This is a genomic window from Mycobacterium pinniadriaticum, from assembly GCF_026242045.1.
GTDB lineage: Bacteria > Actinomycetota > Actinomycetes > Mycobacteriales > Mycobacteriaceae > Mycobacterium > Mycobacterium pinniadriaticum.
In genome coordinates, this window is the sequence record NZ_JAPJDO010000035.1 from 29,238 (window position 1) to 50,152 (window position 20,915).

A 20,915-nucleotide genomic window follows, 5' to 3' on the forward strand; every position below is an offset into this window, starting at 1 on the left:
GCTGTGAGTCCGGAGTACTGAAGTCGGTCCCGCGCTGGCCTTTTGGCCCTCGCGGTAACTCCGGCCGTGGCGCAGTGTGGAACACGTGAGCACCGACGACAAGCTGGCCACGCTTCCCTTGCCGCAGGCGCTGTCGACCCTGGATACCTCGGCTCAGGGTCTGACATCTGAGCAGGCACGTGCCCGCCGTGACCGCTATGGGCCGAACGAGATCGAAGAGAAGCGCGTCAATCCTGTACTGGCTTTCCTCGGCTACTTCTGGGCCCCGATCCCGTGGATGATCGAGGTCGCGCTGCTGCTGTCACTTGCCGCGCGGCACTGGGCGGATGCGGTGATCATCGGCGTACTTCTGGTCCTCAACGGGTTGGTCGCGTTCGTGGAAGAACATCAGGCGGCGGGTGCGATCGCCGCACTGAAGAAGGGGCTGGCCGCCTCGTCTCGCGTCCGGCGGGATGGGGCATGGGTCACTGTGGCGGTCAGTGAACTGGTACCCGGTGACGTGGTACGGGTACGGCTCGGTGACGTGATACCGGCCGACCTGCGGGTACTCGACGACGTTTCGGTCCAGGTCGACCAATCGGCACTTACCGGAGAATCGCTGGCCGTCACACGGAGTCAGGGCGAAACGTTGTTCTCCGGATCGGTGCTGGTCCGAGGAGAAGCCGATGCCGTCGTCTACGCCACCGGCGCGTCGTCGTATTTCGGCCGCACCGCCGCGTTGGTCCAGACGGCCGGTACCGTGAGCCACTTCCAGCGTGCCGTCCTGCGGATCGGCCACTACTTGATCGTGCTCGCGGTGGCGCTGGTGGCGCTGACGACGGTGGTGTCGCTGATCCGGGGAAACGCCGTCCTGGCGACACTCGAGTTCGCCTTGGTGGTGACCATCGCGTCCATACCGGTCGCGCTGCCCGCGGTGCTGTCGGTGACGATGGCGGTCGGGGCGCGCAAGCTTGCCCGAGAACAGGCGGTGGTGAGCCACCTTCCGGCCATCGAGGAATTGGGCGGCATGGACCTGCTGTGCTCGGACAAGACCGGCACCCTCACCCAGAACCGGCTGGCCGTCGAAGCCGTGTGGACCGCCGAGGGGGTGTCCGAGAAGTCCCTGCGCGCCACCGCCGCGCTGGCCTCCCGCGCCGAGGACAACGACGCGATCGATCTCGCAATACTGGCCGGCGCGGTCGACGTACCGGCACTCGAGGTCCTGCAGTTCGTCCCGTTCGACCCGGTGAGCAAGCGCACCGAAGCGCGGGTACGGGAATCCTCCGGCAGGCAGTTCCAGGTCAGTAAGGGCGCACCGCAGGTCATCGCGACCTTGTGCCAGCAGGACCCCGCCGCCGGCGCGGTCGTCGGCGTCGTCGAAGGATTCGCCGTCCACGGCTATCGCTCGCTGGCGGTGGCCCAGACCGACCCGAATGGTGTCTGGCGGATGGTGGGCGTGTTGGCCCTGGCCGACCCTCCGAGAGTTGACTCGTCTGAAACCATCTCCGCGGCAAGGCAACTCGGAGTGGACGTGAAGATGGTCACCGGGGACCAGGTTGCGATCGGTCAGGAGATCGCCCGTCAGGTCGGCCTGGGCGACCGGATCCTCGACGCCGGGGCGCTCGACACCGCGACGGGCGACGGCGAGCTGGCCCGCACAGTGGCGGGCGCCGACGGGTTCGCTCAGGTCTATCCCGAACACAAGTACCGGATCGTTGAGCTCCTGCAGTCCCGAGGCCACATCGTGGGAATGACCGGCGACGGCGTCAACGACGCTCCGGCGCTCAAGCAGGCCGATGCCGGTATTGCCGTGGCGGGTGCGACCGATGCCGCGCGGGCGGCGGCCGATGTCGTGCTGTTGGCGCCCGGCCTGTCGGTGATCGTGACGGCCATCCGGGAGGCGCGCGAGATCTTCGAGCGGATGACCAGCTATGCCATCTACCGCATCGCCGAAACGATCCGGGTGCTGTTGCTCATCACGCTCGCGATCGTCGTCATGAACTTCTTTCCCGTCACCGCCGTGATGATCGTGTTCCTGGCGTTGCTCAATGACGGTGCCATCCTGGCGATCGCCTACGACCGGGTTCGCGGCTCAGTGAAACCGGCTGCCTGGGATATGAGGGGGATCCTGATCGTCGCGACCGCTCTGGGTTTGATGGGAGTGGCCGAGACTTTTCTCCTGTTTCTGGTCGCCGACAAGTACTTCGGCCTGGACCGCGAACTCATTCGGACCCTCATCTACCTCAAACTGTCGGTATCGGGCCATCTCACCATCTTCGTCACCCGCACTCGGCGGCCATTCTGGTCGTCACCCGCGCCGGCTCGCGTCCTGCTCGGCGCGGTCATCGGAACACAGGCGGTGGCGACGGTGATCGCGGTCTGCGGGTTCGCCATGACGCCGCTGGGGTGGGGCTGGGCCGGCGTGGTCTGGGTGTATGCGCTGGTCTGGTTCCTCGCGGAAGACCGGGTGAAACTGCTCACGTATCGCTGGCTCGATCGGCGGTAGTCGCGCTCGTTACCCTCGGAGGATGCCGACGAGATTCAGCCTGCTCGGTGCGGCCGTCCTGGCCGTCGGGCTGGTCGCCCTGCAACAGCCGTTGCCGAGTGCGGCCGCCGAACCGGCCAGCCATGCCACCACCGTGCAGGAGCCGCTGACCGCGGCCGGCCTGGTGGCGGCCCTGACCGCCGAGGGCGTCGCGACGCCCAACCCCATCGACACCACCGCTCAGGAGTGTCCCGCCGCCGGATGTGAGCAGGCAATCGTCACCGACACCATGCGGGTCAAGTCCTTCGCGACCGTCCCGCAGGCCAAGTGGTATTCGGTGACGCACGGGCTGCCGAGGTTCGCCAACATCGTCGTCGAATTCGCGCCGCCACTGTCCGCTGCGGAGCGAGACGGTTATCTCGAGGCGATTGGACGGTTGCTGCCATGAGCCGATCAGCCGCCCGCTGGGGGTTCGTCGTTGTCCTGCTGGCCGCGGTACTTCAGGGCTGCGGTGCCAGGGATTCCGGTGCCCCGCCACCGACGGCGGGTGGGGCGGGGCTGCTGAACACCGTCTCCGTCGACGCTGTGCTGAGTGCCATCAAGAAGGCAGGCCTGCCCGCGGTCAACGCCCACGATGCGACAGCGTCGACCTGCCCGGAGGCGGGCTGCGTCCAGGCGATCGATACCGATACGGTGTCGATCCTGAAATTTCCGAGCACCGGGCGCGCGGAGATCTATGCCGGCGGAGTGCGGGACATGCTGCAGGTCGAGGACGTCGTCGTGGTGTTCGCCCCGAACGTCTCGGATGAACAGAAGGCCGCCTATGGGCAGGTCGTCAAGAACGCGATGCGCTAGACGCGGCTCAACTGACGGTCGCGGGTTTCCCGACGCCCTTCATCTCGGCGTAGAGCTCGGTGTAGTACGGCAGGCAGTGTTGCAGCGCCTGGTCGGTGGTGTAGAGCGGCTGATAGCCGAGGTCGCGGCGGGCCTTGTCGATGGAGAAGTAGTTGTCGATCGATACCCGTTCCACCGCAAGCGGTTCCAGCGGCGGTTGGGGCAGTCCGAACTTGAAGTGCAGCCACTGCCAGCCGGTCAGCACCGCGTGGACGAACCCCCCGGGTATCCAGAATGTCGGCCATTTCTCGCCGCAGGCCTCGACCACCGGCCGGGAGAAGTCGAACATGTTGATGGGCTCGCCATCGTTGATGAAATAGGCCTGGCCGGGCGCGGTGCCGCCGGGCACCAGATGCTGCGCGGCCAGGACGAACCCGTGCACCAGGTTGTGCACGTAGGAGTTGTCGAGTTTGGCGTCCTTGTTGCCGACCAGAACCTTCACATGACCGGCTATCACCCGCTCGAACAGCTTGCGGAACATGGTCTGATCGCCGCGGCCCCAGATGCCGCTGGGACGGATCGAACAGGTGAGCAGGCCGTCCACCCCGTTCTGGCTCAGTACGAACTTCTCGGCCGCCACCTTGGTCTCGGTGTAGAGGTCGTTGAATCGAGTGGTGTAGGGCAGCGTTTCGTCGCCGTTCACGATGCGCTGGCCGCCCATGACGACACTGTTGGATGCGGTGTAGACGAACCGCTGGACGCCGGCGGCCTGCGCGGCGTGCACCAGATTCTTGGTGCCGCCGACGTTGACGTCGAAGCTGCGCTTGCGGTACTCGTCGGTGACCGACGCCCCGCCCATCAGGTCGATGATCGCCGCGGTGTGGAAGATGGTGTCGATCCCGTCGACCGCCGCCGCGACGGTGGCGGTGTCGCAGATATCGCCCTGGATCACCTCCAACCGCTCATGCGGCGGTAGCGGCGAAACCGCCCGGTCGAAGGCGCGGACGAAGTGTCCGGTGTCGAGCAGTTCCCGCACCAGGTTGGCGCCGACGAATCCGGCGCCGCCGGTCACCAGGACGCGGCCGAGGTCGGTCGTCAACGTGGCATCACCCATGGCGGCGAGGATAACTGAAACACGTTCCAGTTTTCCAATGTCGCAGGTAATCGGCCGCGGCGGATCAGTCTTGGTCGTCGTCGCGGCCGGCTAGGGCGTCTTCGATGCGCTTGCGGGCACCGGCTAAGTGTTGTTCGCAGCGTCGTGCCAGTTCCTCGCCCCGCTCCCACAGTTTCAGCGACGAATCAAGATCGAGTCCGCCTTGTTCTAGTACCCGGACCACCTCGATCAGCTCGTCGCGGCAATCTTCGTAGCCGAGCTCACTAATAGGCTTCGTTTTCTCTGGTTTGCTCATGCGGCTCCATCCGTCGGGCCGGTACTGGTGGCGCCGATCGCGCCGTCGCCGACGCGGATACGCAGCCGGGTGCCCGTCGGTGCGTCGGCGGTCGTTCGAAGAATGTCGCCGGTCGCGGTCTGCACCACGGCGTAGCCGCGCGCCAGCGTGGCGGCCGGGCCCAGGGTGGCCAGCCGCGCCGCCAGATGGCCGATCCGGTCGGTTTCGACGGCGACCAGCCTTTTGACGTCGCGTCGCACGGCGGTTCGGGCGCGCTCGACCTCCTCGGTGCGCTGGGTCAGCGCCCGCAGCGGGTCGGCTAGCACCGGGCGGCTGCGCAAATGGCTCAGGGTGCGCTCCTCACGGCCGACCCAGTTGCGCAGGGCCTGGGCGCTGCGCTGGCGCAACTCCTTGACCAGCGCCAATTCGGCGGCCGTGTCGGGTACCACCTTCTTGGCGGCGTCGGTGGGCGTGGCCGCACGCAGGTCGGCGACCAGATCGCACAGCGGGTTGTCGGGCTCGTGGCCGACCGCGCTGACCACCGGGGTGGTACACGCCGCGATCGCCCGGCACAGGGTCTCGTCGGAGAACGGCAGCAAATCCTCCACACTGCCGCCGCCGCGGGCGATCACGATGACGTCGACCTCGGGATCGGAATCCAGCGCCGCCAGGGCTTCCACGATCTGCGCCACCGCGTTGACCCCTTGCACGGCCGTGTTGCGAATCGCGAAGCGCACCGCCGGCCAGCGGGCCGCGGCCACCGTCGTCACGTCGTGCTCGGCCGCGCTGGCCCGCCCGGTGATCAACCCGACGGTCGACGGCAGAAACGGCAGCGGGCGTTTCAACCGCGGATCGAACAAGCCCTCGGCCTCCAGCAGCTTGCGCAACCGCTCGATACGGGCCAGCAGCTCGCCGACACCGACCGCGCGAATATCGCTGACCCGCAAGGAGAATGAACCGCGAACCGTATAGAACGTCGGTTTGCCGCAGACCACCACCTGGGTGCCCTCGGCGAGCTTCACCGGGGCCGCGAGCACCAGATCACGCGGGCAACTGATGTCCAGGGACATGTTGGCCGCCGGATCACGCAGCACCATGTACGCCGTAGAACTGCGCACGTTGATCTGGGTCAACTGGCCCTCGACCCACACGACGCCCAGCTTGTCGATCCAGCCGGCCACCCGGATGGCCACCGCCCGGACCGGATACGGGTTCTCCGCGGAGTTGCCCTGGGTCACTTGGCGGTCGCGCGGGTGATCCTGTTGGCCAGCAGGGTCTGGAACGGGGCGCGGGCCTTGGAGGCTTCCTCGTAGGCCAGCAGCGACTCGAGATCGGCGACGCTCAGCGACTGCAGCCGGGCCCGCAGCTGGGCCAGGGTCAGCGACTCATAGTCGAGTTCCGCGGCGATCTCCGGCGCGGTGGACGGGCTCGTCGCCGACGTCGGTGTCTTCGTCTCGACGCCTTCGGTCATCGTGTACAGCGCGAAGCGGCCCTCGGTGAGGCGTTCCCCGTCGGGCGTCTGTCCGTCGGTGTCGTCGGCGGGGAGGTCCTCGTCGAAGGTCGCCCACTCGGGCTGCTCGTCCTTCGGCGGGAAAATGGTCTCCAGTGCGCTGTCGCCCTTGATCACCAGGTCAGCCAGGTCCTGCTGCACCTTCATCACGATGTGCGCGACGGTGCTGGCCACCGTCATCGGGTACATCAGGATGGTTTGGGGCAGCTTGCGGGTCTCCTCCATGGCCGTCACGGCGGCGCCGACCAGCAGACGAACCCCATACGGTGCAGTTGCCATGGGCCCCAGCCTACGACTGGCCCGGCCACGTTGCGGGAACGTACCCTGAAAGCATGCCGCCTACCGTCAACATGGGGATTCCCGGTGCCGCCAGTTCGGCCGCGGGGGTCGTGACCGGCAAGCGGGTACTGCTGGCCGAGCCGCGAGGTTACTGCGCCGGTGTGGACCGGGCCGTCGAGACCGTCGAACGCGCGCTGGAGAAGCACGGGGCACCGGTCTATGTGCGCCACGAAATCGTGCACAACAAGCACGTGGTGGAGACCCTGGCCAAGGCCGGCGCGGTGTTCGTCGACGAGACCGACCAGGTGCCCGAGGGGGCGATCGTGGTGTTCTCGGCCCATGGCGTCGCCCCCACCGTCCACGAGACGGCCTCGGAGCGCAGGCTGCAGGTCATCGACGCCACCTGTCCGCTGGTCACCAAGGTGCACAACGAGGCCAAGCGATTCGCCCGCGACGACTACGACATCCTGCTGATCGGGCATGAAGGCCATGAAGAAGTCGTCGGCACCGCCGGGGAGGCGCCCGATCACGTCCAGGTCGTCGACAATCCGGACGCCGTGGACAACGTCACCGTGCGCGACCCGAACAAGGTGATCTGGCTGTCCCAGACCACCCTGAGCGTCGACGAGACGATGGAGACGGTGCGCCGGCTGCGGGAGAAATTCCCGACGCTGCAGGACCCGCCCAGCGACGACATCTGCTACGCCACCCAGAACCGGCAGGGCGCGGTCAAGGCGATGGCACCCGAGTGCGATCTGGTGATCGTGGTGGGTTCACGCAACTCGTCGAACTCGGTGCGGCTGGTCGAGGTCGCCCTGAACGCGGGGGCGCAGTCGTCCTTCCTGGTGGATTACGCCGAGGACATCGACCCGGCCTGGTTGTCCGGGGTCACCACGGTGGGAGTCACCTCAGGCGCGTCGGTTCCGGAGGTGCTGGTGCGCGGGGTGCTGGAGCGCCTGGCCGAGTTCGGCTACGGCACCGTGCAGTCGGTGACCACGGCCAACGAGACGTTGGTGTTCGCGTTACCACGCGAAATCCGCCCGGCCCGCTCTTAGCGGTCGGAGCGCCAGGACTCGACGTCCCACTCACTGGAGCGCCGCGGCCGGGGCTGCTGGCCCCCGGCGTCCTCTTCGTCGCCGCGGTAGCGCACCCGAGATACCGGATGGTGGGTGCCACTGTCGCCGTTGGCCCTGCCGGGTTGCCGTTGCCGCGGCGGTGGTTCGTAGGCCGAATACGGCTCGTAGGGCGGATAGGCATCGTAGGGCTCAAACCGGCTGCCGCGCTGTGGCGGTGCTCCGTAGGGATCCCGCCGTTCCCGAGGCGGCCGCGGTTCGCGAGGGTCACGGGGCTCGCGCCGGGACGGTGGTATGCGGCCATTCGGGTCGTGCGGCTGGCGCCGGCGCCGTGGGGGATCGGCGAAATCGGGCGCGGCGGGGTCGGTGTCCGGGCGACGGCGGGCCGACTGGCGACGGGGTCGGTCCGGCACCTCGGTGATGTCCTCCAGCGGGGGACGGGCGTGTCGAGACCGGGTCGGCGCGGGACGTCTGGCGGACCGGCCGGATCGGGGGCGCTTCTCCGCCGTCGCGGGGCGGTCGATGCCGTGCCTGCGCCGGGGTGCCCGTTCGGCGTCCGCGTCGTCGGCGTCACCGCGGCCCAGAGCCGAGCTCAGCTTGGCGGCCAGACCGGCGAACAGCCCGGGCGCCGCTTCGGTCTCGTCGGGGGCGGCCGCGACCACCGAGCGGCCCGACATCGAGAAGTACCAGCGCACCAACCCGATGAGCAGCACACCGGCCGAGGTGAACAGCATCAGCGGAAAGCGCTCAATCAGTGGGTAGCCGAAGTTGATGAGAGTGTCCTTGATGCCGGTGAACGCGGCACCGTGGAACAAGAAGTAGGCACTGGGCACTGCGACGAACAGAATCAGCGGGGGCTGGATGACGGCGGTGAAAATGCTGGACTGCCGCACCGCGAGTACGGCGGCCACACACCCGACGGCGTACAGGGCGGCGAACATATTGCCGAGTTCCTTGTTGCCCGAGCCGGCATCGAAGGCGAAGCCAATTGTGGTGGCGATCACAGCAATCAGGACTGCACCCCACCATGGCACGCCGGGGAGATTCGGATGCGCCGAGCGATTCGCGGCCGCGACTGACGACCTGGCTCGCTGTGCTGACACACGTAGACCGTACCGTTTCCGGCAGGATGTGGACCGACGGCGGGGCCGCGCGCCGGAGGGCCTCACCGCAGTTTTCTCCTAGACTGTGTTCCCTGTGAGCCTGAGCCTGGGAATCGTCGGTCTGCCCAACGTGGGGAAATCGACTCTGTTCAATGCGCTGACCCGCAACAACGTGCTGGCAGCCAACTATCCGTTCGCCACCATCGAGCCGAATGAGGGCGTGGTGCCCCTGCCGGATCCACGACTGGAAAAGCTGGCCGAGATCTTCGGTTCCGAGCGGATCCTGCCGGCCCCGGTCACCTTCGTCGACATCGCCGGCATCGTGAAGGGGGCCTCCGAAGGTGCGGGCCTGGGCAACAAGTTCCTGGCGAACATCCGTGAGTGTGACGCGATCTGTCAGGTGGTGCGGGTGTTCGCCGACGACGACGTGGTCCACGTCGACGGAAAGGTGGATCCCAAATCCGATATCGAGGTCATCGAGACCGAGCTGATCCTGGCCGACCTGCAGACGCTGGAGCGGGCGGTACCCCGGCTGGAGAAGGAAGCCCGCAACAACAAGGACCGCAAACCGGTGTTCGAGGCCGCGTCGGCTGCCCAGCAGGTGCTCAACGACGGCACGACGCTGTTCGCTGCGGGGACCAAGGTGGACTCGGCGCTGCTGCGTGAGTTGAACCTGTTGACCACCAAGCCGTTTCTGTACGTGTTCAACTGCGACGAGTCGGTGCTGACCGACGCCGACCGGGTAGCCTCGCTGCGGGCGATGGTCGCGCCGGCCGATTCTGTGTTCCTGGACGCCAAGATCGAGGCGGAACTCCAAGAGCTCGACGATGAGTCGGCGGCCGAGCTGCTGGAGTCGATCGGGCAGACCGAACGTGGGCTGGATGCGTTGGCGCGTGCGGGCTTTCACACGTTGAAGCTGCAGACCTATCTGACGGCGGGCCCGAAAGAGGCCCGCGCGTGGGTGATTCACCAGGGCGACACCGCGCCCAAGGCGGCCGGAGTGATCCACACCGACTTCGAGAAGGGCTTCATCAAGGCCGAGGTCGTCTCTTATGACGACCTGGTGGATGCCGGGACGATGGCCGCGGCCAAGTCCGCGGGCAAGGTGCGGATGGAAGGCAAGGACTACGTGATGGCCGACGGTGACGTTGTCGAGTTCCGATTCAACGTGTAAGGCGCGGTTAATCTCGTCGAGCGCGTCAGTCTCAACCGTATGGGAAAACTGAACTACACCGCGACGGTGTCCCTCGACGGCTACGTTGCCGACGCCGCTGGGGATTTCCAGTGGTCGGCCCCGAACGGGGCGGTGTTCGACGCGCACATCGATCGCATGGCCACGGTGTCGACCGAGGTGCTGGGCCGCAAGACGTACACGCTGATGCAGTACTGGGAGACCGATCCGGTCGACGAGGTCTGGACGGCGGCCGAGTGGGAGTTCGCCCGGCGCTGGCGAGGTATCGAGAAGGTCGTGGTGTCATCGACGCTGATGCCCGACGAGACCGGCTCGGGTCGCGTCCATCTGCTGTCCGGCCTGGGGCTGGCCGAACTGCAGCAGATCGTCGATGATGCCGCGGGTGTGGTCGAGATCTTCGGGCCGACCGTGGCGGCCCCGGCGATTCGGGCCGGTCTGGTGGAGGAGTTCGCGTTCTTCGTGGTGCCGAAGATAGTTGGTGGTGGTCTGCGCGCATTGCCCGGCGATGCGCGCCTCGACGTGGTTCTGGTCGAGCACCGAACGTTCGACAATGGCGTCGCCCTGTTGCGCTATGTGCACCCTCGGTGAGGCTGGGTGACGCCGTTGAAGGCCGGTCTACCGTGTAGGTAGCGCCCAGTCCGTTTGCGTGAGGAGGGTCATGCGCGTCAAACGCGTCACGTCCAACCTACGAGTTTCAGACATCGAGGCGGCCAAGCGCTTCTATGCCGACTTCCTGGGGTTGGCCGACGAGGAATTCAATCTGGGCTGGGTGGCTCGCTACACCGACCCCGGCACCGGGGCGCACGTTCAACTCGTCACGCGGGATGCGACCGCGCCCGAGGACTCGGTCATCTCGGTCCACACCGACGACGTCGAGGCGGCTTACGAGGGAAGCCAGAGCGAGCGGATTTGAGATCGTCCATCCGCTGTCGACGGAAGACTGGGGTGTCCGTCGGTTCTTTGTCCGTGCGCCCGACGGCAACATCATCAACGTGGTCGCTCATCACGACTGAGCCAACGGACTAGAGGGAGGCGCGATGCGGTGGCGGGGTGTGTGTCACGTGGAGTTCGCGGTCTTGGACTATGAACGGTCCATCGCGTTCTACGACGCGTTGTTCGGCTGGCTCGGGTACGGCAGCTTCTCCACGCTGAACATCGAGTACCAATCGGTCTACTACATGACCCGCTACGCCAATCCGCATAGCTACATCGGCATCCAGCCCGCGCGCACCGGCGGCAAACTGACCCACCAAGACCAGGCTGTCGGCATCAATCACATTGCCCTGTGGGCCCGGAACAGCAAAGAAGTCGACCGCTTCTATCGCGAGTTTCTGATTCGACGCGATATCCCCGTCACGGACGAGCCGAAGGAGTACCCGCACTACTGGCCGGGCTACTACGCGGTGTTCTTCGACGATCCGATCAACGGAATTCACTGGGAATTGGCGTGGATGCCGAAAGTGCCGAGTCCTCGCCAAATCTGGTCGTTCTATCGGGCCATGAGGGGTTTCGCCGAGAATCGGCCGGATCTGGCGGACACGGGCACCGGTGTGATGCGGCAGGCAAGGCGGACTCTTCCGTCATAGCCGATCAGGATCTCACGGCAGGATGCGGCGCCGCCGCGCCTCGGCGATCGATTCGCCGCGCCTGCCGACTCCGAGCTTGATGTAGATGCTCTTGAGATACCACTTGACGGTGTTGATGGTCACCCCGAGGTTGCGGGCGATCTGTTTGTTGGACAGGCCGCGGTCCAAAAGTCGCAGGATGTCGACTTCCCGTGCACTGAGCGGCTCTTCAGGTAACGGTGATCGCTCGGCGACCCGCGCGATGACCGGAATGGCCGCGCTGCGGGCGTCGCTGTGGGCGGTGGCCAGCAACCGCGATAGATAGGTGGGAGGCACCTCGGGAAAGCCGTTGGCCTGTCGGCTGGTCCGGCTCGCCTCACGGAGCCGGGCAACCATACTCAGGATTTCCGGTCCGGTATCGACAACCGTGCGGATCAGCCCGGCGCGTGCGCCGGTGATCAGCGCGGGCACCAGAGTATCGGTTGCGGCTGCGGTATTCCCGCTGAGGTAAAGCACTTTGGCCAGTTTGATGGTGGTCGCGGTCTCCCCGTAACGCCAACCGACCGCCTTACTATCATCGCGCATTGCCGACAGGACTCGACACGCACCTTCGAAATCGTTCTTGGCGCGCAATATTCGGGCCTGCATGCCCCGCTGGTGGTAGCGCACGGCGAAGGCGATGCCGTCGTGCGCGGGGGCGATGTCGTCAGTGCTGCGCGCGAGTGCGTCCTGGGCGCGGGAGACGTCGCCGACGGCGAGGTGCAGACGTAGGCAATCGCTGTGAAGCGCAGCGGCCAGCCGGGGCATCGAAAGGTGGTGCGCGGTGGAAATTCCTTCTTCGAGAAGAGCCATGGCTTCCTCGATGTCGCCGCGCAGGACCTTGATACGCGCCAGCGTGCTGTAAGTCGCGATCATGAAATCGGCGACGCCGCTTTCGGCTCCCAGCTCGTGACACTCTTCCAGAAGCGTTTCTGCCGAGTCGATGTCGCCGTTCTCGTAGAGCACCCGGCCGAGCAGCGCGCCGGCCAACCGGGCCGCATGCGAGTGCTGTCCGGCCATGTGCTGAGCTACATCCCAGGCTTCGGAATAGTGACGTTCGGCGCTGACCAGATCGACCCGTGCGAACGCGGCCAGGCCTGCGAAGCATCGCCCGTACACACCGGCGAACGGCCCTGCCGTGGCTTCGTGAAACGGGGCCGCCCAGCGCTGGCGTGCTTCGGCAGAGTCGTAGGCGAAGTTGTGGAGGTCGACGAAGGTGCTGATGTTGGCCGACACCGCGACCAGGAAGGGCCGGTAGCCGGAATTCTCCACGAGGTACGGTGCGACGAGCTCTGCGGCCCGGTCGATCCGGTCGCCGTAGACGTCGATGCAGGCCTGCACGACATCGGCTTCGCCCAGCACGCCCGCGGGCGCGCAGCCCTGGGCGGCACGGGCCAGGTTCAGCGATACCTGGGCCTGGTCGCGGCGCTGCAGCAGGCAATTGGCCCACGCGATGGCGAGGTGCAGGTTCGGTCGGGCGGCCAGCAGGTGCCTGGGCAGCTTGTTCACCAATGCGAGCAGGGTGGCCATCCGGCTGTGTTCCACCAGCGACATCGCCTGGCGTTCCACCAGGTCCACCGCCGCGGGCGCGTCGCCTGCGCTCAGTGCGTGGGCGACCGCCTCGCCGTACAGCCCGTGCTCGGCGAACCAGGCGGACGCGGTGCGATGGAGGACCACGATCCGCTCGCCGTGGTCGCGTTCCAGTCGCTGGCGCAGATAGCCGGCGAACAGATGGTGGTAACGAAACCACTCGCGGTTGTCATCGAGCGGTCGCAGGAACAGGTCGCGGCGTTCGAGGTCCTCGAGGATGGTCTGTCCGCGAGTTCGGCCGCTGACCGCGGCGGCGAGCCCTCCACACAGGCGCTCGCAGATCGACGTGGTCAGAAGGAAATCGAGGAGGTCGGGCGGCAGCGTGTCGAGGACATTCTCGGCCAGATAGTCCCCGATGGAGTGGTGGCGTCCGGAGAAGTCGCGGATCAGCGCCGACGGGTCCGGGCTGCTGCGCAACGACAGCGTGGCCAGCTGCAGCGCGGCCACCCACCCCTCGGTGCTCGACCACAGTGTGTGCACGTCGTCGCCGTTGAGTTCGAGCGCATTGAGCTCGAGCAGGAAGGCGGCCGATTCCTTCTGGTCAAAGCGAAGCTGCATGGCATCGATCTCGTGGACCTGCTTGCGGACCTTGAGTCGTGCGATTGCCGGTCCGCGGGTTCGGGTTGTCACGATCAGGTGCAGGTTGGCCGGTCCGACATCGAGGAGAGATTCCAATACCGCTGTGGCGCCCTCGTCTTCGATGAGATGCCAGTCATCGAGCACCACCGCCACCGGGCGTCCGTATTCGGCGCATTGATTGACCAACTCGGTCAGTACATAGCGCTGGGCATCGTCGGATTCCTGTTCCAGCAGGCCACCCAGGCCGGCGCCCACGCTGGGTTCCACGCGGCGAACCGCCTCGACGAGATGGCCGAGAAATGAGGCGGTGTCGTTGTCATCGCGGCCCAGGGTGATCCACGCGACCGGCACGCCTTCGGCGCTCAGCACCCGCTGCCATTGCGCGGCCAACGTCGTCTTGCCGAAACCCGCTGGGCCGTGGATCAATGCCAGCCGTTTGTCGCGGCCCGCCTGCAGCAGATCGATGAGGCGTTCGCGGGAGATCAACCCGCCGTCCAAATTGGGGGCGCGCAGCCTGGTCGACACGACCGGGGCGAGCCGCCTCCTGGGCTGCATCAGCGTCGCCTCCCCCTATGGCTCTGGATCCGGCCGCACTGCTGCGTGCCGGTCACTTCGATGATGATGTCAGATATCTATCCCTAGCGAAGCCTCACCTAAGGGACGCGGCGACTTTGCTGTTGTACGGGTAGTCGGTCAAGGCAAATCGGGTGGCGGCTCAGTCAAATCGCGGGCCTCACAGCTAACTTGGCCTCATCGGTTTCACCCGTGTACGCGCAGGGGGCCGCCACACCATCGCTAGGACGTCGTGACCGATTTCATCGACGAGGCAATTGCGGGTAATGGCCTGGTCCCAGCGTATCAGCAGGTCGTGGAACTACCCAGTGAAGTCGTCGTCGGCTATGAAGCACTGGCGCGCTGGCCCGCACTGGACAATCCAGCGCCAACCGACATTTTCGACCGCGCCGCGAAGACCGGTCGGCTGGACCTCATCGATGAACTGTGCATCCGCGCCGCGACCCAGGGTGCCCTGGAGAGCAATTTCACGCCGGGGACGCTGTTGCTGGTCAACTGTGAGCCGGGGACGGTGCCCGTCAATCCGGCCGTCGACCCCGATGTCATGCGTGCCGCCGCGACGTTCCGTCTCACGTTCGAGATCACCGAACGGGGACTGCTGACCAATCCCCGGACGCTGCTGCGCAAGGTGGCCGCCTTGCGTTCCCTCGGGTTCGCAATCGCGTTGGACGACATCGGCTTCCATCCCGATTCGCTGGTCCTGCTCGACGTCGTCGCACCCGACATTCTCAAGCTCGACATGGGTTTGGTTCAGCGCCAGCCGGATCGGATGCTGGCCCGCACGGTGGCGGCGATCATCGCCCACCACGAACGTACCGGCGCGGTCATCTGCGCCGAAGGCATCGAGACCGCCGAACACCTGGAACAGGCGCTCGCCTACGGCGCGACGCTCGGCCAGGGCAATTGGTTCGGTGCCCCCGGGCAGCTGACCGGTCGGTCCCAACCGTTCTCGTGGCCGCTACGACGGACACCGCCGGCGCCGGCCGCCCACCACTCCACGACGGAAACGGCCGTGGCCGGCCTGCCCGTCCGTACGGTGCGCAAGCAGACCCTGACGGCCCTTTCCCATCACATCGGGGGTATCGCCGCCACCGCCCAGAACGCGCCGATCGTGCTTGCCACCGTGCCGGCCGATGAGTGCCTGGATCTGCAGTCCGAACAGCTCTACTCAGCGATCGCCGAACGTTCACCGCTGGTGGCGGTCCTCGGCCAGAACGGGCCCGCCGGCCTGGGGCCGCGGGTCAGGGGGGTGACGCTGGATCGAGACGACCCGCTGCTGCGCGAGTCGACGATCCTGGTGCTGGGACCGGAAGCCGCCTGCGGGTTGGTCGCACGCGAGCGAACCTGTTCCGTAGCGCATTCGGCAGACGAGGAGAAGCGGCGGTTCGACATGGTGATCACCTATGACCATGAACGCGTCGCCGCGGCCGCCCGGCCGCTGCTGGACCGCTTGAACTGAGCCAGCACTCTTGTCGGAGGCGACCCCTAGGGTGGCCGCATGAATTTCATCTCGACGCGCATCATCACCGCCGACGTCAAACGGCTCGTCGCGTTCTACGAGTTGGTCACCGGGGTCACCGCGGTGTGGGGAAACGAGTTGTTCGCCGAGATTCCCACGGCTATCGGCACACTGGCCATCGGCAGTGACAAGACCGTGCCTCTGTTCGGAGCCGGATCGGCGGAGCCGGCAGCCAACCGGAGCGCGATTCTGGAATTCATCGTCGAGGATGTGGACGCCGACCATGAGCGCCTGCGCGAGCATCTCGACGAGGTCGTGACCGAACCCACGACCATGCCATGGGGCAACCGCGCGCTGTTGTTTCGGGATCCGGACGGCAATCTCGTCAACCTGTTCACCCCGGTCACCGAGGAGGCCCGGGCGAAGTTCGGGCTCGCCGGACCGCGCTAGTATTTCGCGAATGCGCGGAACACGGATGTCCAGGGTGCTTGTCGGCCTGATCGCCGTCGCACTGATCGCCACGGGGTGCGGGGGCTCGGGCTCGACGGACCAACAGAGCGCCGATAGCGCACCGGCGACGTCGAGCGCACCATCCGCCAAACAGGCGGTCGTCTTCGGCACCGCGGTCGATGTCGCCTCGCCGGACGGCGCGACGGCGACCTACACCGTCGCCAACCTGCGCCCAGTACCCCCCGACGCCCAGATCGTCCCGGCCAAGGGAACGATGTACGCCGTCGACGTGACGATCGTCGCGAAGTCCGGCACGACCACCTACAACGGCTTCTGGTTCGTCGCCCGGGCCGCCGACGGGTCGAACATCGCGCCCGCCGTGGGCGCCGTCCAGCCGGGTATCACCTCCGGACAGCTGGCGCAGGGCCAGCAGATCGCTGCTCATGTCGCCTACGACGTCCCGCAGGACCAGACCATCACCGCCATCATGCTCCGCGATCCGCACGGCAAGCTGCTGGCGGTGTGGGCGACGGGGTAGTGGGTAGCCGGCCAATCAGTCTGTGATGACGCGGATTTCTTCGCCGAGCCGGTAGTCGCCGACCATCGGCAGCGCATCACCGCTCCAGAATCGTCCAGGGTCGAACCAGTTTTCATTCTTCTCGGTTGCCAACAGGCCCATCTCCTCATAGGTGATGGCGACCGTTTCCGCGCAATAGGCCGTCTGCAGTCCGACTTCGCGCTCAGCGGCCTTTCGTCGCTCGGCTGACTCGCGAACCTTCTTGTGCACGAACGGTATTCCGCGGGTCCAGTCGCTGACGGTAGGGAGCCGGCCGCGCAGCCAGCGGCCGGTCAGCTTCGCGGTGGAGGGAAATGGTGTGCCGTCCATCCGGGCGATCACCTTCAGGAGCCGGTCTTCCTGGTCGCGGGTGACGTGCGGGGTCAGCTGTCGTAACCAGCAGCGCTGACCGTAGTGGTGCAACCACTGTTCGATGGCCTCACTGGCGTCGTTCAGCTGCACGCCGCGATGATTGGTGCCCGTCCACAGGTCGACGAGCTTGTGGCCAAGCTCGGCGTGCCACACCAACGGCGGCAGGTCGTCGAGGGCCACCGTCATGCCGACGTGATTGACCGGGGCGTTGGTCAAGGTCTGGATCGCCCGATCCGGACCCGATCCGCCGCGGAACAGCCAAACATCGCCGGTGCGGGTCTCATTCAGTGCCTGGGCCAACGACACCGTGTGCTCGGTCACCACCGCAGCCTAGTCTGGTCGGTATGCGCGGGATCTGGAAGTGGATCGGGCTGGCCGGCGCGGCCGGCGTCGTCGCGGGCGGGGTACTCGTCGCGCGGGACCAGCGCCGTCGCGAGGCCTACACGCCGGATGAGATCCGCGCCCGGCTGCACCAGCGCCATGCCGAGGCCACCAAAAGCCAGGCGGCACCCGACACCTAGACCGCCACCGCGTAGAGCCGGTAGGTGCCGCTGAATCCCTTGAGCTCGGCGTCCCGGCCTTCGTCGAAGGCGTGCCGGTCGCCGACCGCGGTGCGCACCGATTCGCTGACCAAGATCTCACCACCGTCGGCCTGCCCGGCGACGCGGGCGGCCATCGCCACGTTGCGGCCGAACAGATCGTCGCCGCGGCGCACCGACTTGCCCATGTGGATTCCGATCCGCACTCGAATACTGTTGTGCCGCATTCTTTTCGCATCCCGTTCCAGCGCTCGCTGGATCGCCACGGCACAGCTCACCGCCTCGGCGGGATCGGCGAACGCCACCATGAAGCCGTCGCCCTGACTCTTGACGACATGGCCGGCGTGGGATCCGACCAGCCGCCGGACCAGTCGGTCGTGGCTGCCGATGAGCTTGACCCACGCCCGGTCTCCGATGCGTTCGTTGAGAGCGGTGGATCCCTCGATGTCGGAGAACATCACCACCACCTTGCCGTCGGGGGCCAGCCGGGCCAGGTCAGGGCGCTCGACGTCGGCCCAGTCGGCGAGTTCCTCGATCGAGGATCGCACCGCTGAGCCCAGACCCTGGGTGCGCACCAGGTTGGCGGTCTGCCAGACCGTCTTGACCGCCTCTCGGCCACCGGTCCACAGCATGTTGCGGGTGTCCAGGCGGCCGCGCAGCTCCTCGGTTTCGCGCCGGCTGGCTTGCAGGCGCGAGCGGACGACCAGCAGCGCCACCGCCTGCGCCACGACCAGAACCGCCAATATCGCCGCCATAAACGTCCAACCCACTCCTGCGCCGCCCTCCGGTCGGGAATCCTGAACCGATGATGCCTCCCTACTACGAGAGCAGATTCATCCGCGCCAATCACCCGGATCGGGCGCAGGCGATCTGGTTGCGCTGGACGCTGCTGCTGCCGGAGCCCGGCGATGCCGCCGCCGACGTCTGGGTGATGGTGTTCGATCCGGAGGGTGCCGGCAACCGTGCCATCAAGGTGGCGCATCCGGCGACCGTGGCCGACTATCTGTCCGACCCGTGGTCGGCCAGGATCGCCGATACGGTGATCGACGACGTGGGCGCCCGGGGCGTGCTTGACGGCGCCCGATGGGACCTGGTCATCGCGCCCGGCGACGAGCCGATGGTCAAGCTCCTCACCGACCGCGCGTACGCGGCCAAGTTTCCGACCGCCAAGACCCAGGTGCGCCATCCACTGGCCCGCTTCGACGGCACCGTGGCGCTCGGCGACACCAGCATCGCGGTCCAAGCGTGGCGGGGCAGCGTCAACCACAACTGGGGAACCAAGCACACCCCGGCGTACGCCTTCGGCCAGGTGTGCGGCTTCGACGGCCAGCCGGAGTCCAGCCTCGAAGTCGTGACCGCGCGCGCCGCCGTCGGACCACTGCGGCTTCCCGCGGCGACCCTGTTCGTGCTGCGGCACGCCGGGTGGGAGGTCGCCGTGCGCTCGGTGCTGGCGGCCCGGCATACCCGCGGGTCCTACGAGCCGTTCCGATGGTCGTTCGGCGGACGTACCGACGGCTTCGAGGTGCGCGGTGAGATCCGTGCCGAACCGCGCGACGTCATCGGGCTGACCTATACCGACACCAACGGGGATACCAAGTACTGCTACAACTCCGCCCTGGCGGACTGCCGAATCACACTATCCGGCAACGGGGTTGATGCCGAGCTGACCGCGTCACGGCGGGCGATGTTCGAGATCCTCACCGACGAACGGCACGGCACGGTGCCGGTGTTGGTGTAGCGATCGTCAACGTTGGCGACGCGGAACCTGGAGGATTACCGCCGCGAGCGTGCATCTACGGCGGGTTTCGCCGGCGTGTCTCGGGTCAGACACGCACGCTCACACCCAGGTCTAGCGGGCGACGAACGAGACGACGGCCTCGCTGAAGGCGTCGTTGTCGTCGCCGGCGGCGGTGTGGCCGGCGTCGGCGAGTTCGACGAATTCCGCATGCGGGACCTTGGCCAGGAAATCCTGCACGCCTTCGGCGCTGACCACATCGGAGAGCTTGCCGCGGATCAACAGGATCGGGATCTTGAGGTCGATGGCGGCCTGCTCGATGCGCTCCACCCGGATGAACGGATCGTCGCCGGGGGCGGTGAGGAATGCCGGGTCCCAATGCCAGAACCAGCGGCCATTCCGGTGGCGCAGGTTCTTCTTGAGTCCGTCCAGGTTCTTCGGCCGCTTGCGGTGCGGCAGGTAGGCGCCGATGGCGTCGGCGGCCTGTTCGAGGGTGTCGAAGCCGTGCACGTGGCTGAACATGAACTCCCGGATCCGCGCACTGCCGTCCTTCTCGAAGCGGGGCACCACGTCGACCAGCACCAGCTTGGTCACCTTCTCCGGTCCGGCGTGCTTGGCCACCAGGATGCTGGTCAGCCCGCCCATGCTGGCCCCGATCAACACCACCGGGCGGCCGATCTGCTCGAGCACCGCCGCGACGTCATCGGATAGAGCGTCGACGGTGTACTCGGCGTTGGGCGCCCGGTCACTGTCGCCGTGCCCGCGGGCGTCCAGCGCGATCACGTGGAAACCCTGGTCGGCCAGTACCTGCCCGGTGTTCTTCCAGGAGAACCGGTTCTGGCCGCCGCCGTGCAGCATCAGGATCGTCGGCCGACCGGCTGCCGCGGGCGCATCGCGATTCCACTCGTCGGCCACCAGGGTCAGCTTCTTGTCACCGTGAAACTCTACTGTTTGCGGACCACTGTTCGTGCTGCTCACCGGCATCCTCTCGACCGAACCTGATCAGCACGTTACCCAGGCGTGTGGGCGATGAGTTTCGCCACCCCGACCGGTCAACCCCATCGACACTGTGGAGAGGGGAGGATTCGTGCCCATCATCACCCCGTCGCTGTGGTTCGACGACAACCTCGAGGAGGCGATGCGGTTCTACACCGGCATCTTTCCGAACTCCTCCATCGAGCACGTGAACCGCTACCCCGAGGCCGGTCCCGGAAGTCCCGGCGAGGTGGTGTCCGCCGGTTTCGTGCTGGACGGCACCCGGTTCGTCGGCATCAACGGTGGGCCGGTGTTCCCGTTCACCGAAGCCGTCTCCTTCCTCATCGAGCGCGCTGACCAGGACGAAGTCGATTACTTCTGGGGCGCGTTGGTCGTTGGTGGCCAGGAATCCCAGTGCGGCCGGCTCAGGGATCGCTTCGGTCTGAGTTGGCAGGTGGTGCCGAGGCGGCTCTTCGAGCTGCTCTCCGATCCCGACGCGGCCAGGGCGACCGCCGCGACCACCGCCATGCTCGGGATGCGCAAGATCGTCATCGCCGATCTGGAGGCCGCGGTTGCCAACCCGTGACGGCGCTCACAGGGCCTACCGGTAGCCTTTCGCGCACAAGCGGGTGATCGAGCC

At 66.8% G+C, this 20,915-nt stretch carries 23 protein-coding genes; 14 read left to right on the forward strand and 9 right to left on the reverse strand.

The genetic code is table 11. The features are described 5' to 3' along the window. Positions 1–76: 76 nt before the first annotated feature. From ORI27_RS26390 to ORI27_RS26400, 3 genes are read left to right on the forward strand one after another with little or no spacing between them, the layout of a single operon-like run. Positions 77–2,485 carry a plasma-membrane proton-efflux P-type ATPase gene (locus ORI27_RS26390; protein WP_407666434.1) on the forward strand — a complete coding sequence of 803 codons (2,409 nt, stop codon included), beginning with the start codon at positions 77–79 and terminating at the stop codon, positions 2,483–2,485. 22 nt (positions 2,486–2,507) lie between these two features. Then, a complete protein-coding gene (locus ORI27_RS26395; protein WP_266000063.1) occupies positions 2,508–2,912 on the forward strand; it encodes a hypothetical protein in 405 nt (134 codons plus the stop codon). Next, positions 2,909–3,319, forward strand: a complete 411-nt coding sequence (locus ORI27_RS26400) for a hypothetical protein (protein ID WP_266000064.1) — start codon at positions 2,909–2,911, stop codon at positions 3,317–3,319. The genes ORI27_RS26395 and ORI27_RS26400 overlap by 4 nt, the downstream gene beginning before the upstream one ends. 7 nt (positions 3,320–3,326) lie before the next feature. Here the strand turns inward: ORI27_RS26400 and ORI27_RS26405 are convergent, their stop codons facing one another. Genes ORI27_RS26405 through ORI27_RS26420 form a run of 4 tightly spaced genes read right to left on the reverse strand, consistent with a single transcriptional unit; the run spans position 3,327 to position 6,475 of the window. Further along, on the reverse strand, positions 3,327–4,424 hold the full coding sequence (locus tag ORI27_RS26405; RefSeq protein ID WP_266000093.1) for a 3-beta-hydroxysteroid dehydrogenase: 1,098 nt from the start codon (positions 4,422–4,424) through the stop codon (positions 3,327–3,329). Positions 4,425–4,476: 52 nt separating this feature from the next. Next, positions 4,477–4,707 carry an exodeoxyribonuclease VII small subunit gene (locus ORI27_RS26410; protein ID WP_266000065.1) on the reverse strand — a complete coding sequence of 77 codons (231 nt, stop codon included), beginning with the start codon at positions 4,705–4,707 and terminating at the stop codon, positions 4,477–4,479. Next, a complete protein-coding gene (gene xseA, locus ORI27_RS26415; protein WP_266000067.1) occupies positions 4,704–5,924 on the reverse strand; it encodes an exodeoxyribonuclease VII large subunit in 1,221 nt (406 codons plus the stop codon). The genes ORI27_RS26410 and xseA overlap by 4 nt, the downstream gene beginning before the upstream one ends. Further along, complete coding sequence (locus ORI27_RS26420) at positions 5,921–6,475, reverse strand: lipid droplet-associated protein (RefSeq protein WP_266000068.1); 555 nt, start codon at positions 6,473–6,475, stop codon at positions 5,921–5,923. The genes xseA and ORI27_RS26420 overlap by 4 nt, the downstream gene beginning before the upstream one ends. A 53-nt stretch (positions 6,476–6,528) precedes the next feature. Here ORI27_RS26420 and ORI27_RS26425 point away from each other — a divergent pair, with 53 nt between their 5' ends. Further along, positions 6,529–7,530 (forward strand): 4-hydroxy-3-methylbut-2-enyl diphosphate reductase, encoded by a 1,002-nt coding sequence (locus ORI27_RS26425; RefSeq protein WP_266000069.1) that lies wholly within the window; start codon positions 6,529–6,531, stop codon positions 7,528–7,530. Here ORI27_RS26425 and ORI27_RS26430 read toward each other — a convergent pair. After that, on the reverse strand, positions 7,527–8,651 hold the full coding sequence (locus ORI27_RS26430) for a DUF6542 domain-containing protein (protein WP_266000070.1): 1,125 nt from the start codon (positions 8,649–8,651) through the stop codon (positions 7,527–7,529). The two genes, ORI27_RS26425 and ORI27_RS26430, sit on opposite strands and share 4 nt — an antisense overlap. 94 nt (positions 8,652–8,745) lie before the next feature. Here ORI27_RS26430 and ychF point away from each other — a divergent pair, with 94 nt between their 5' ends. The 4 genes from ychF (at position 8,746) to ORI27_RS26450 (ending at position 11,429) form a co-directional block, all read left to right on the forward strand. Further along, the gene (ychF, locus tag ORI27_RS26435) at positions 8,746–9,825 is read left to right on the forward strand and encodes a redox-regulated ATPase YchF (RefSeq protein ID WP_266000071.1); all 1,080 of its coding nucleotides are present in this window, start codon (positions 8,746–8,748) and stop codon (positions 9,823–9,825) included. Positions 9,826–9,864: 39 nt separating this feature from the next. Further along, positions 9,865–10,431, forward strand: coding sequence for a dihydrofolate reductase family protein (locus ORI27_RS26440; RefSeq protein ID WP_266000072.1), 567 nt, complete (start codon positions 9,865–9,867; stop codon positions 10,429–10,431). Positions 10,432–10,565: 134 nt separating this feature from the next. Then, a complete protein-coding gene (locus tag ORI27_RS26445) occupies positions 10,566–10,856 on the forward strand; it encodes a VOC family protein (RefSeq protein WP_407666435.1) in 291 nt (96 codons plus the stop codon). Positions 10,857–10,880: 24 nt separating this feature from the next. Further along, a complete protein-coding gene (locus ORI27_RS26450) occupies positions 10,881–11,429 on the forward strand; it encodes a VOC family protein (protein ID WP_266000073.1) in 549 nt (182 codons plus the stop codon). 12 nt (positions 11,430–11,441) lie between these two features. On the opposite strand, the gene ORI27_RS26455 is transcribed toward ORI27_RS26450, so the two are convergent. Continuing rightward, positions 11,442–14,171 carry a LuxR C-terminal-related transcriptional regulator gene (locus ORI27_RS26455; RefSeq protein WP_266000075.1) on the reverse strand — a complete coding sequence of 910 codons (2,730 nt, stop codon included), beginning with the start codon at positions 14,169–14,171 and terminating at the stop codon, positions 11,442–11,444. A 250-nt stretch (positions 14,172–14,421) separates the two neighbouring features. On the opposite strand from ORI27_RS26455, the gene ORI27_RS26460 reads away from it, so the two are divergent. The 3 genes from ORI27_RS26460 to ORI27_RS26470 are packed head-to-tail and all read left to right on the forward strand — an operon-like array spanning position 14,422 to position 16,636. Then, positions 14,422–15,648 carry an EAL domain-containing protein gene (locus ORI27_RS26460; RefSeq protein ID WP_266000077.1) on the forward strand — a complete coding sequence of 409 codons (1,227 nt, stop codon included), beginning with the start codon at positions 14,422–14,424 and terminating at the stop codon, positions 15,646–15,648. A 39-nt stretch (positions 15,649–15,687) separates the two neighbouring features. Continuing rightward, positions 15,688–16,098 (forward strand): VOC family protein, encoded by a 411-nt coding sequence (locus tag ORI27_RS26465; RefSeq protein ID WP_266000078.1) that lies wholly within the window; start codon positions 15,688–15,690, stop codon positions 16,096–16,098. Positions 16,099–16,108: 10 nt separating this feature from the next. Beyond that, positions 16,109–16,636 (forward strand): DUF1942 domain-containing protein, encoded by a 528-nt coding sequence (locus ORI27_RS26470; RefSeq protein ID WP_266000079.1) that lies wholly within the window; start codon positions 16,109–16,111, stop codon positions 16,634–16,636. Between the two features lie 15 nt (positions 16,637–16,651). Here the strand turns inward: ORI27_RS26470 and ORI27_RS26475 are convergent, their stop codons facing one another. Continuing rightward, entirely contained in the window at positions 16,652–17,332 is a 681-nt protein-coding gene (locus ORI27_RS26475) for a guanylate cyclase (RefSeq protein WP_266000094.1), read from the reverse strand. A 38-nt stretch (positions 17,333–17,370) separates the two neighbouring features. Between ORI27_RS26475 and ORI27_RS26480 the strand changes: the two genes are divergently transcribed. Next, a complete protein-coding gene (locus ORI27_RS26480) occupies positions 17,371–17,547 on the forward strand; it encodes a hypothetical protein (protein WP_266000080.1) in 177 nt (58 codons plus the stop codon). On the opposite strand, the gene ORI27_RS26485 is transcribed toward ORI27_RS26480, so the two are convergent. Next, positions 17,544–18,320 (reverse strand): adenylate/guanylate cyclase domain-containing protein, encoded by a 777-nt coding sequence (locus tag ORI27_RS26485; RefSeq protein WP_266000095.1) that lies wholly within the window; start codon positions 18,318–18,320, stop codon positions 17,544–17,546. The genes ORI27_RS26480 and ORI27_RS26485 overlap by 4 nt on opposite strands. A 50-nt stretch (positions 18,321–18,370) precedes the next feature. Here ORI27_RS26485 and ORI27_RS26490 point away from each other — a divergent pair, with 50 nt between their 5' ends. Next, positions 18,371–19,303, forward strand: coding sequence for a hypothetical protein (locus tag ORI27_RS26490; RefSeq protein WP_266000081.1), 933 nt, complete (start codon positions 18,371–18,373; stop codon positions 19,301–19,303). Between the two features lie 111 nt (positions 19,304–19,414). Here ORI27_RS26490 and ORI27_RS26495 read toward each other — a convergent pair whose 3' ends face one another. Continuing rightward, positions 19,415–20,278 (reverse strand): alpha/beta fold hydrolase, encoded by an 864-nt coding sequence (locus tag ORI27_RS26495; RefSeq protein WP_266000082.1) that lies wholly within the window; start codon positions 20,276–20,278, stop codon positions 19,415–19,417. Between the two features lie 109 nt (positions 20,279–20,387). Here ORI27_RS26495 and ORI27_RS26500 point away from each other — a divergent pair, with 109 nt between their 5' ends. Further along, positions 20,388–20,861 carry a VOC family protein gene (locus ORI27_RS26500; RefSeq protein ID WP_266000084.1) on the forward strand — a complete coding sequence of 158 codons (474 nt, stop codon included), beginning with the start codon at positions 20,388–20,390 and terminating at the stop codon, positions 20,859–20,861. Positions 20,862–20,915 lie beyond the last annotated feature (54 nt).

Bases quoted from the DNA above. Each gene is read 5' to 3' on its own strand.
- ORI27_RS26485 (WP_266000095.1), bottom strand. From the start codon at position 18,320: ATGGCGGCGATATTGGCGGTTCTGGTCGTGGCGCAGGCGGTGGCGCTG.
- ORI27_RS26410 (WP_266000065.1), bottom strand. From the start codon at position 4,707: ATGAGCAAACCAGAGAAAACGAAGCCTATTAGTGAGCTCGGCTACGAA.
- ORI27_RS26455 (WP_266000075.1), bottom strand. From the start codon at position 14,171: ATGCAGCCCAGGAGGCGGCTCGCCCCGGTCGTGTCGACCAGGCTGCGC.
- ORI27_RS26425 (WP_266000069.1), top strand. From the start codon at position 6,529: ATGCCGCCTACCGTCAACATGGGGATTCCCGGTGCCGCCAGTTCGGCC.
- ORI27_RS26400 (WP_266000064.1), top strand. From the start codon at position 2,909: ATGAGCCGATCAGCCGCCCGCTGGGGGTTCGTCGTTGTCCTGCTGGCC.
- ORI27_RS26420 (WP_266000068.1), bottom strand. From the start codon at position 6,475: ATGGCAACTGCACCGTATGGGGTTCGTCTGCTGGTCGGCGCCGCCGTG.
- ORI27_RS26395 (WP_266000063.1), top strand. From the start codon at position 2,508: ATGCCGACGAGATTCAGCCTGCTCGGTGCGGCCGTCCTGGCCGTCGGG.
- ORI27_RS26490 (WP_266000081.1), top strand. From the start codon at position 18,371: ATGATGCCTCCCTACTACGAGAGCAGATTCATCCGCGCCAATCACCCG.
- ORI27_RS26450 (WP_266000073.1), top strand. From the start codon at position 10,881: ATGCGGTGGCGGGGTGTGTGTCACGTGGAGTTCGCGGTCTTGGACTAT.
- ORI27_RS26445 (WP_407666435.1), top strand. From the start codon at position 10,566: ATGCCGACTTCCTGGGGTTGGCCGACGAGGAATTCAATCTGGGCTGGG.
- ORI27_RS26440 (WP_266000072.1), top strand. From the start codon at position 9,865: ATGGGAAAACTGAACTACACCGCGACGGTGTCCCTCGACGGCTACGTT.
- ORI27_RS26465 (WP_266000078.1), top strand. From the start codon at position 15,688: ATGAATTTCATCTCGACGCGCATCATCACCGCCGACGTCAAACGGCTC.
- ORI27_RS26470 (WP_266000079.1), top strand. From the start codon at position 16,109: ATGCGCGGAACACGGATGTCCAGGGTGCTTGTCGGCCTGATCGCCGTC.
- ORI27_RS26480 (WP_266000080.1), top strand. From the start codon at position 17,371: ATGCGCGGGATCTGGAAGTGGATCGGGCTGGCCGGCGCGGCCGGCGTC.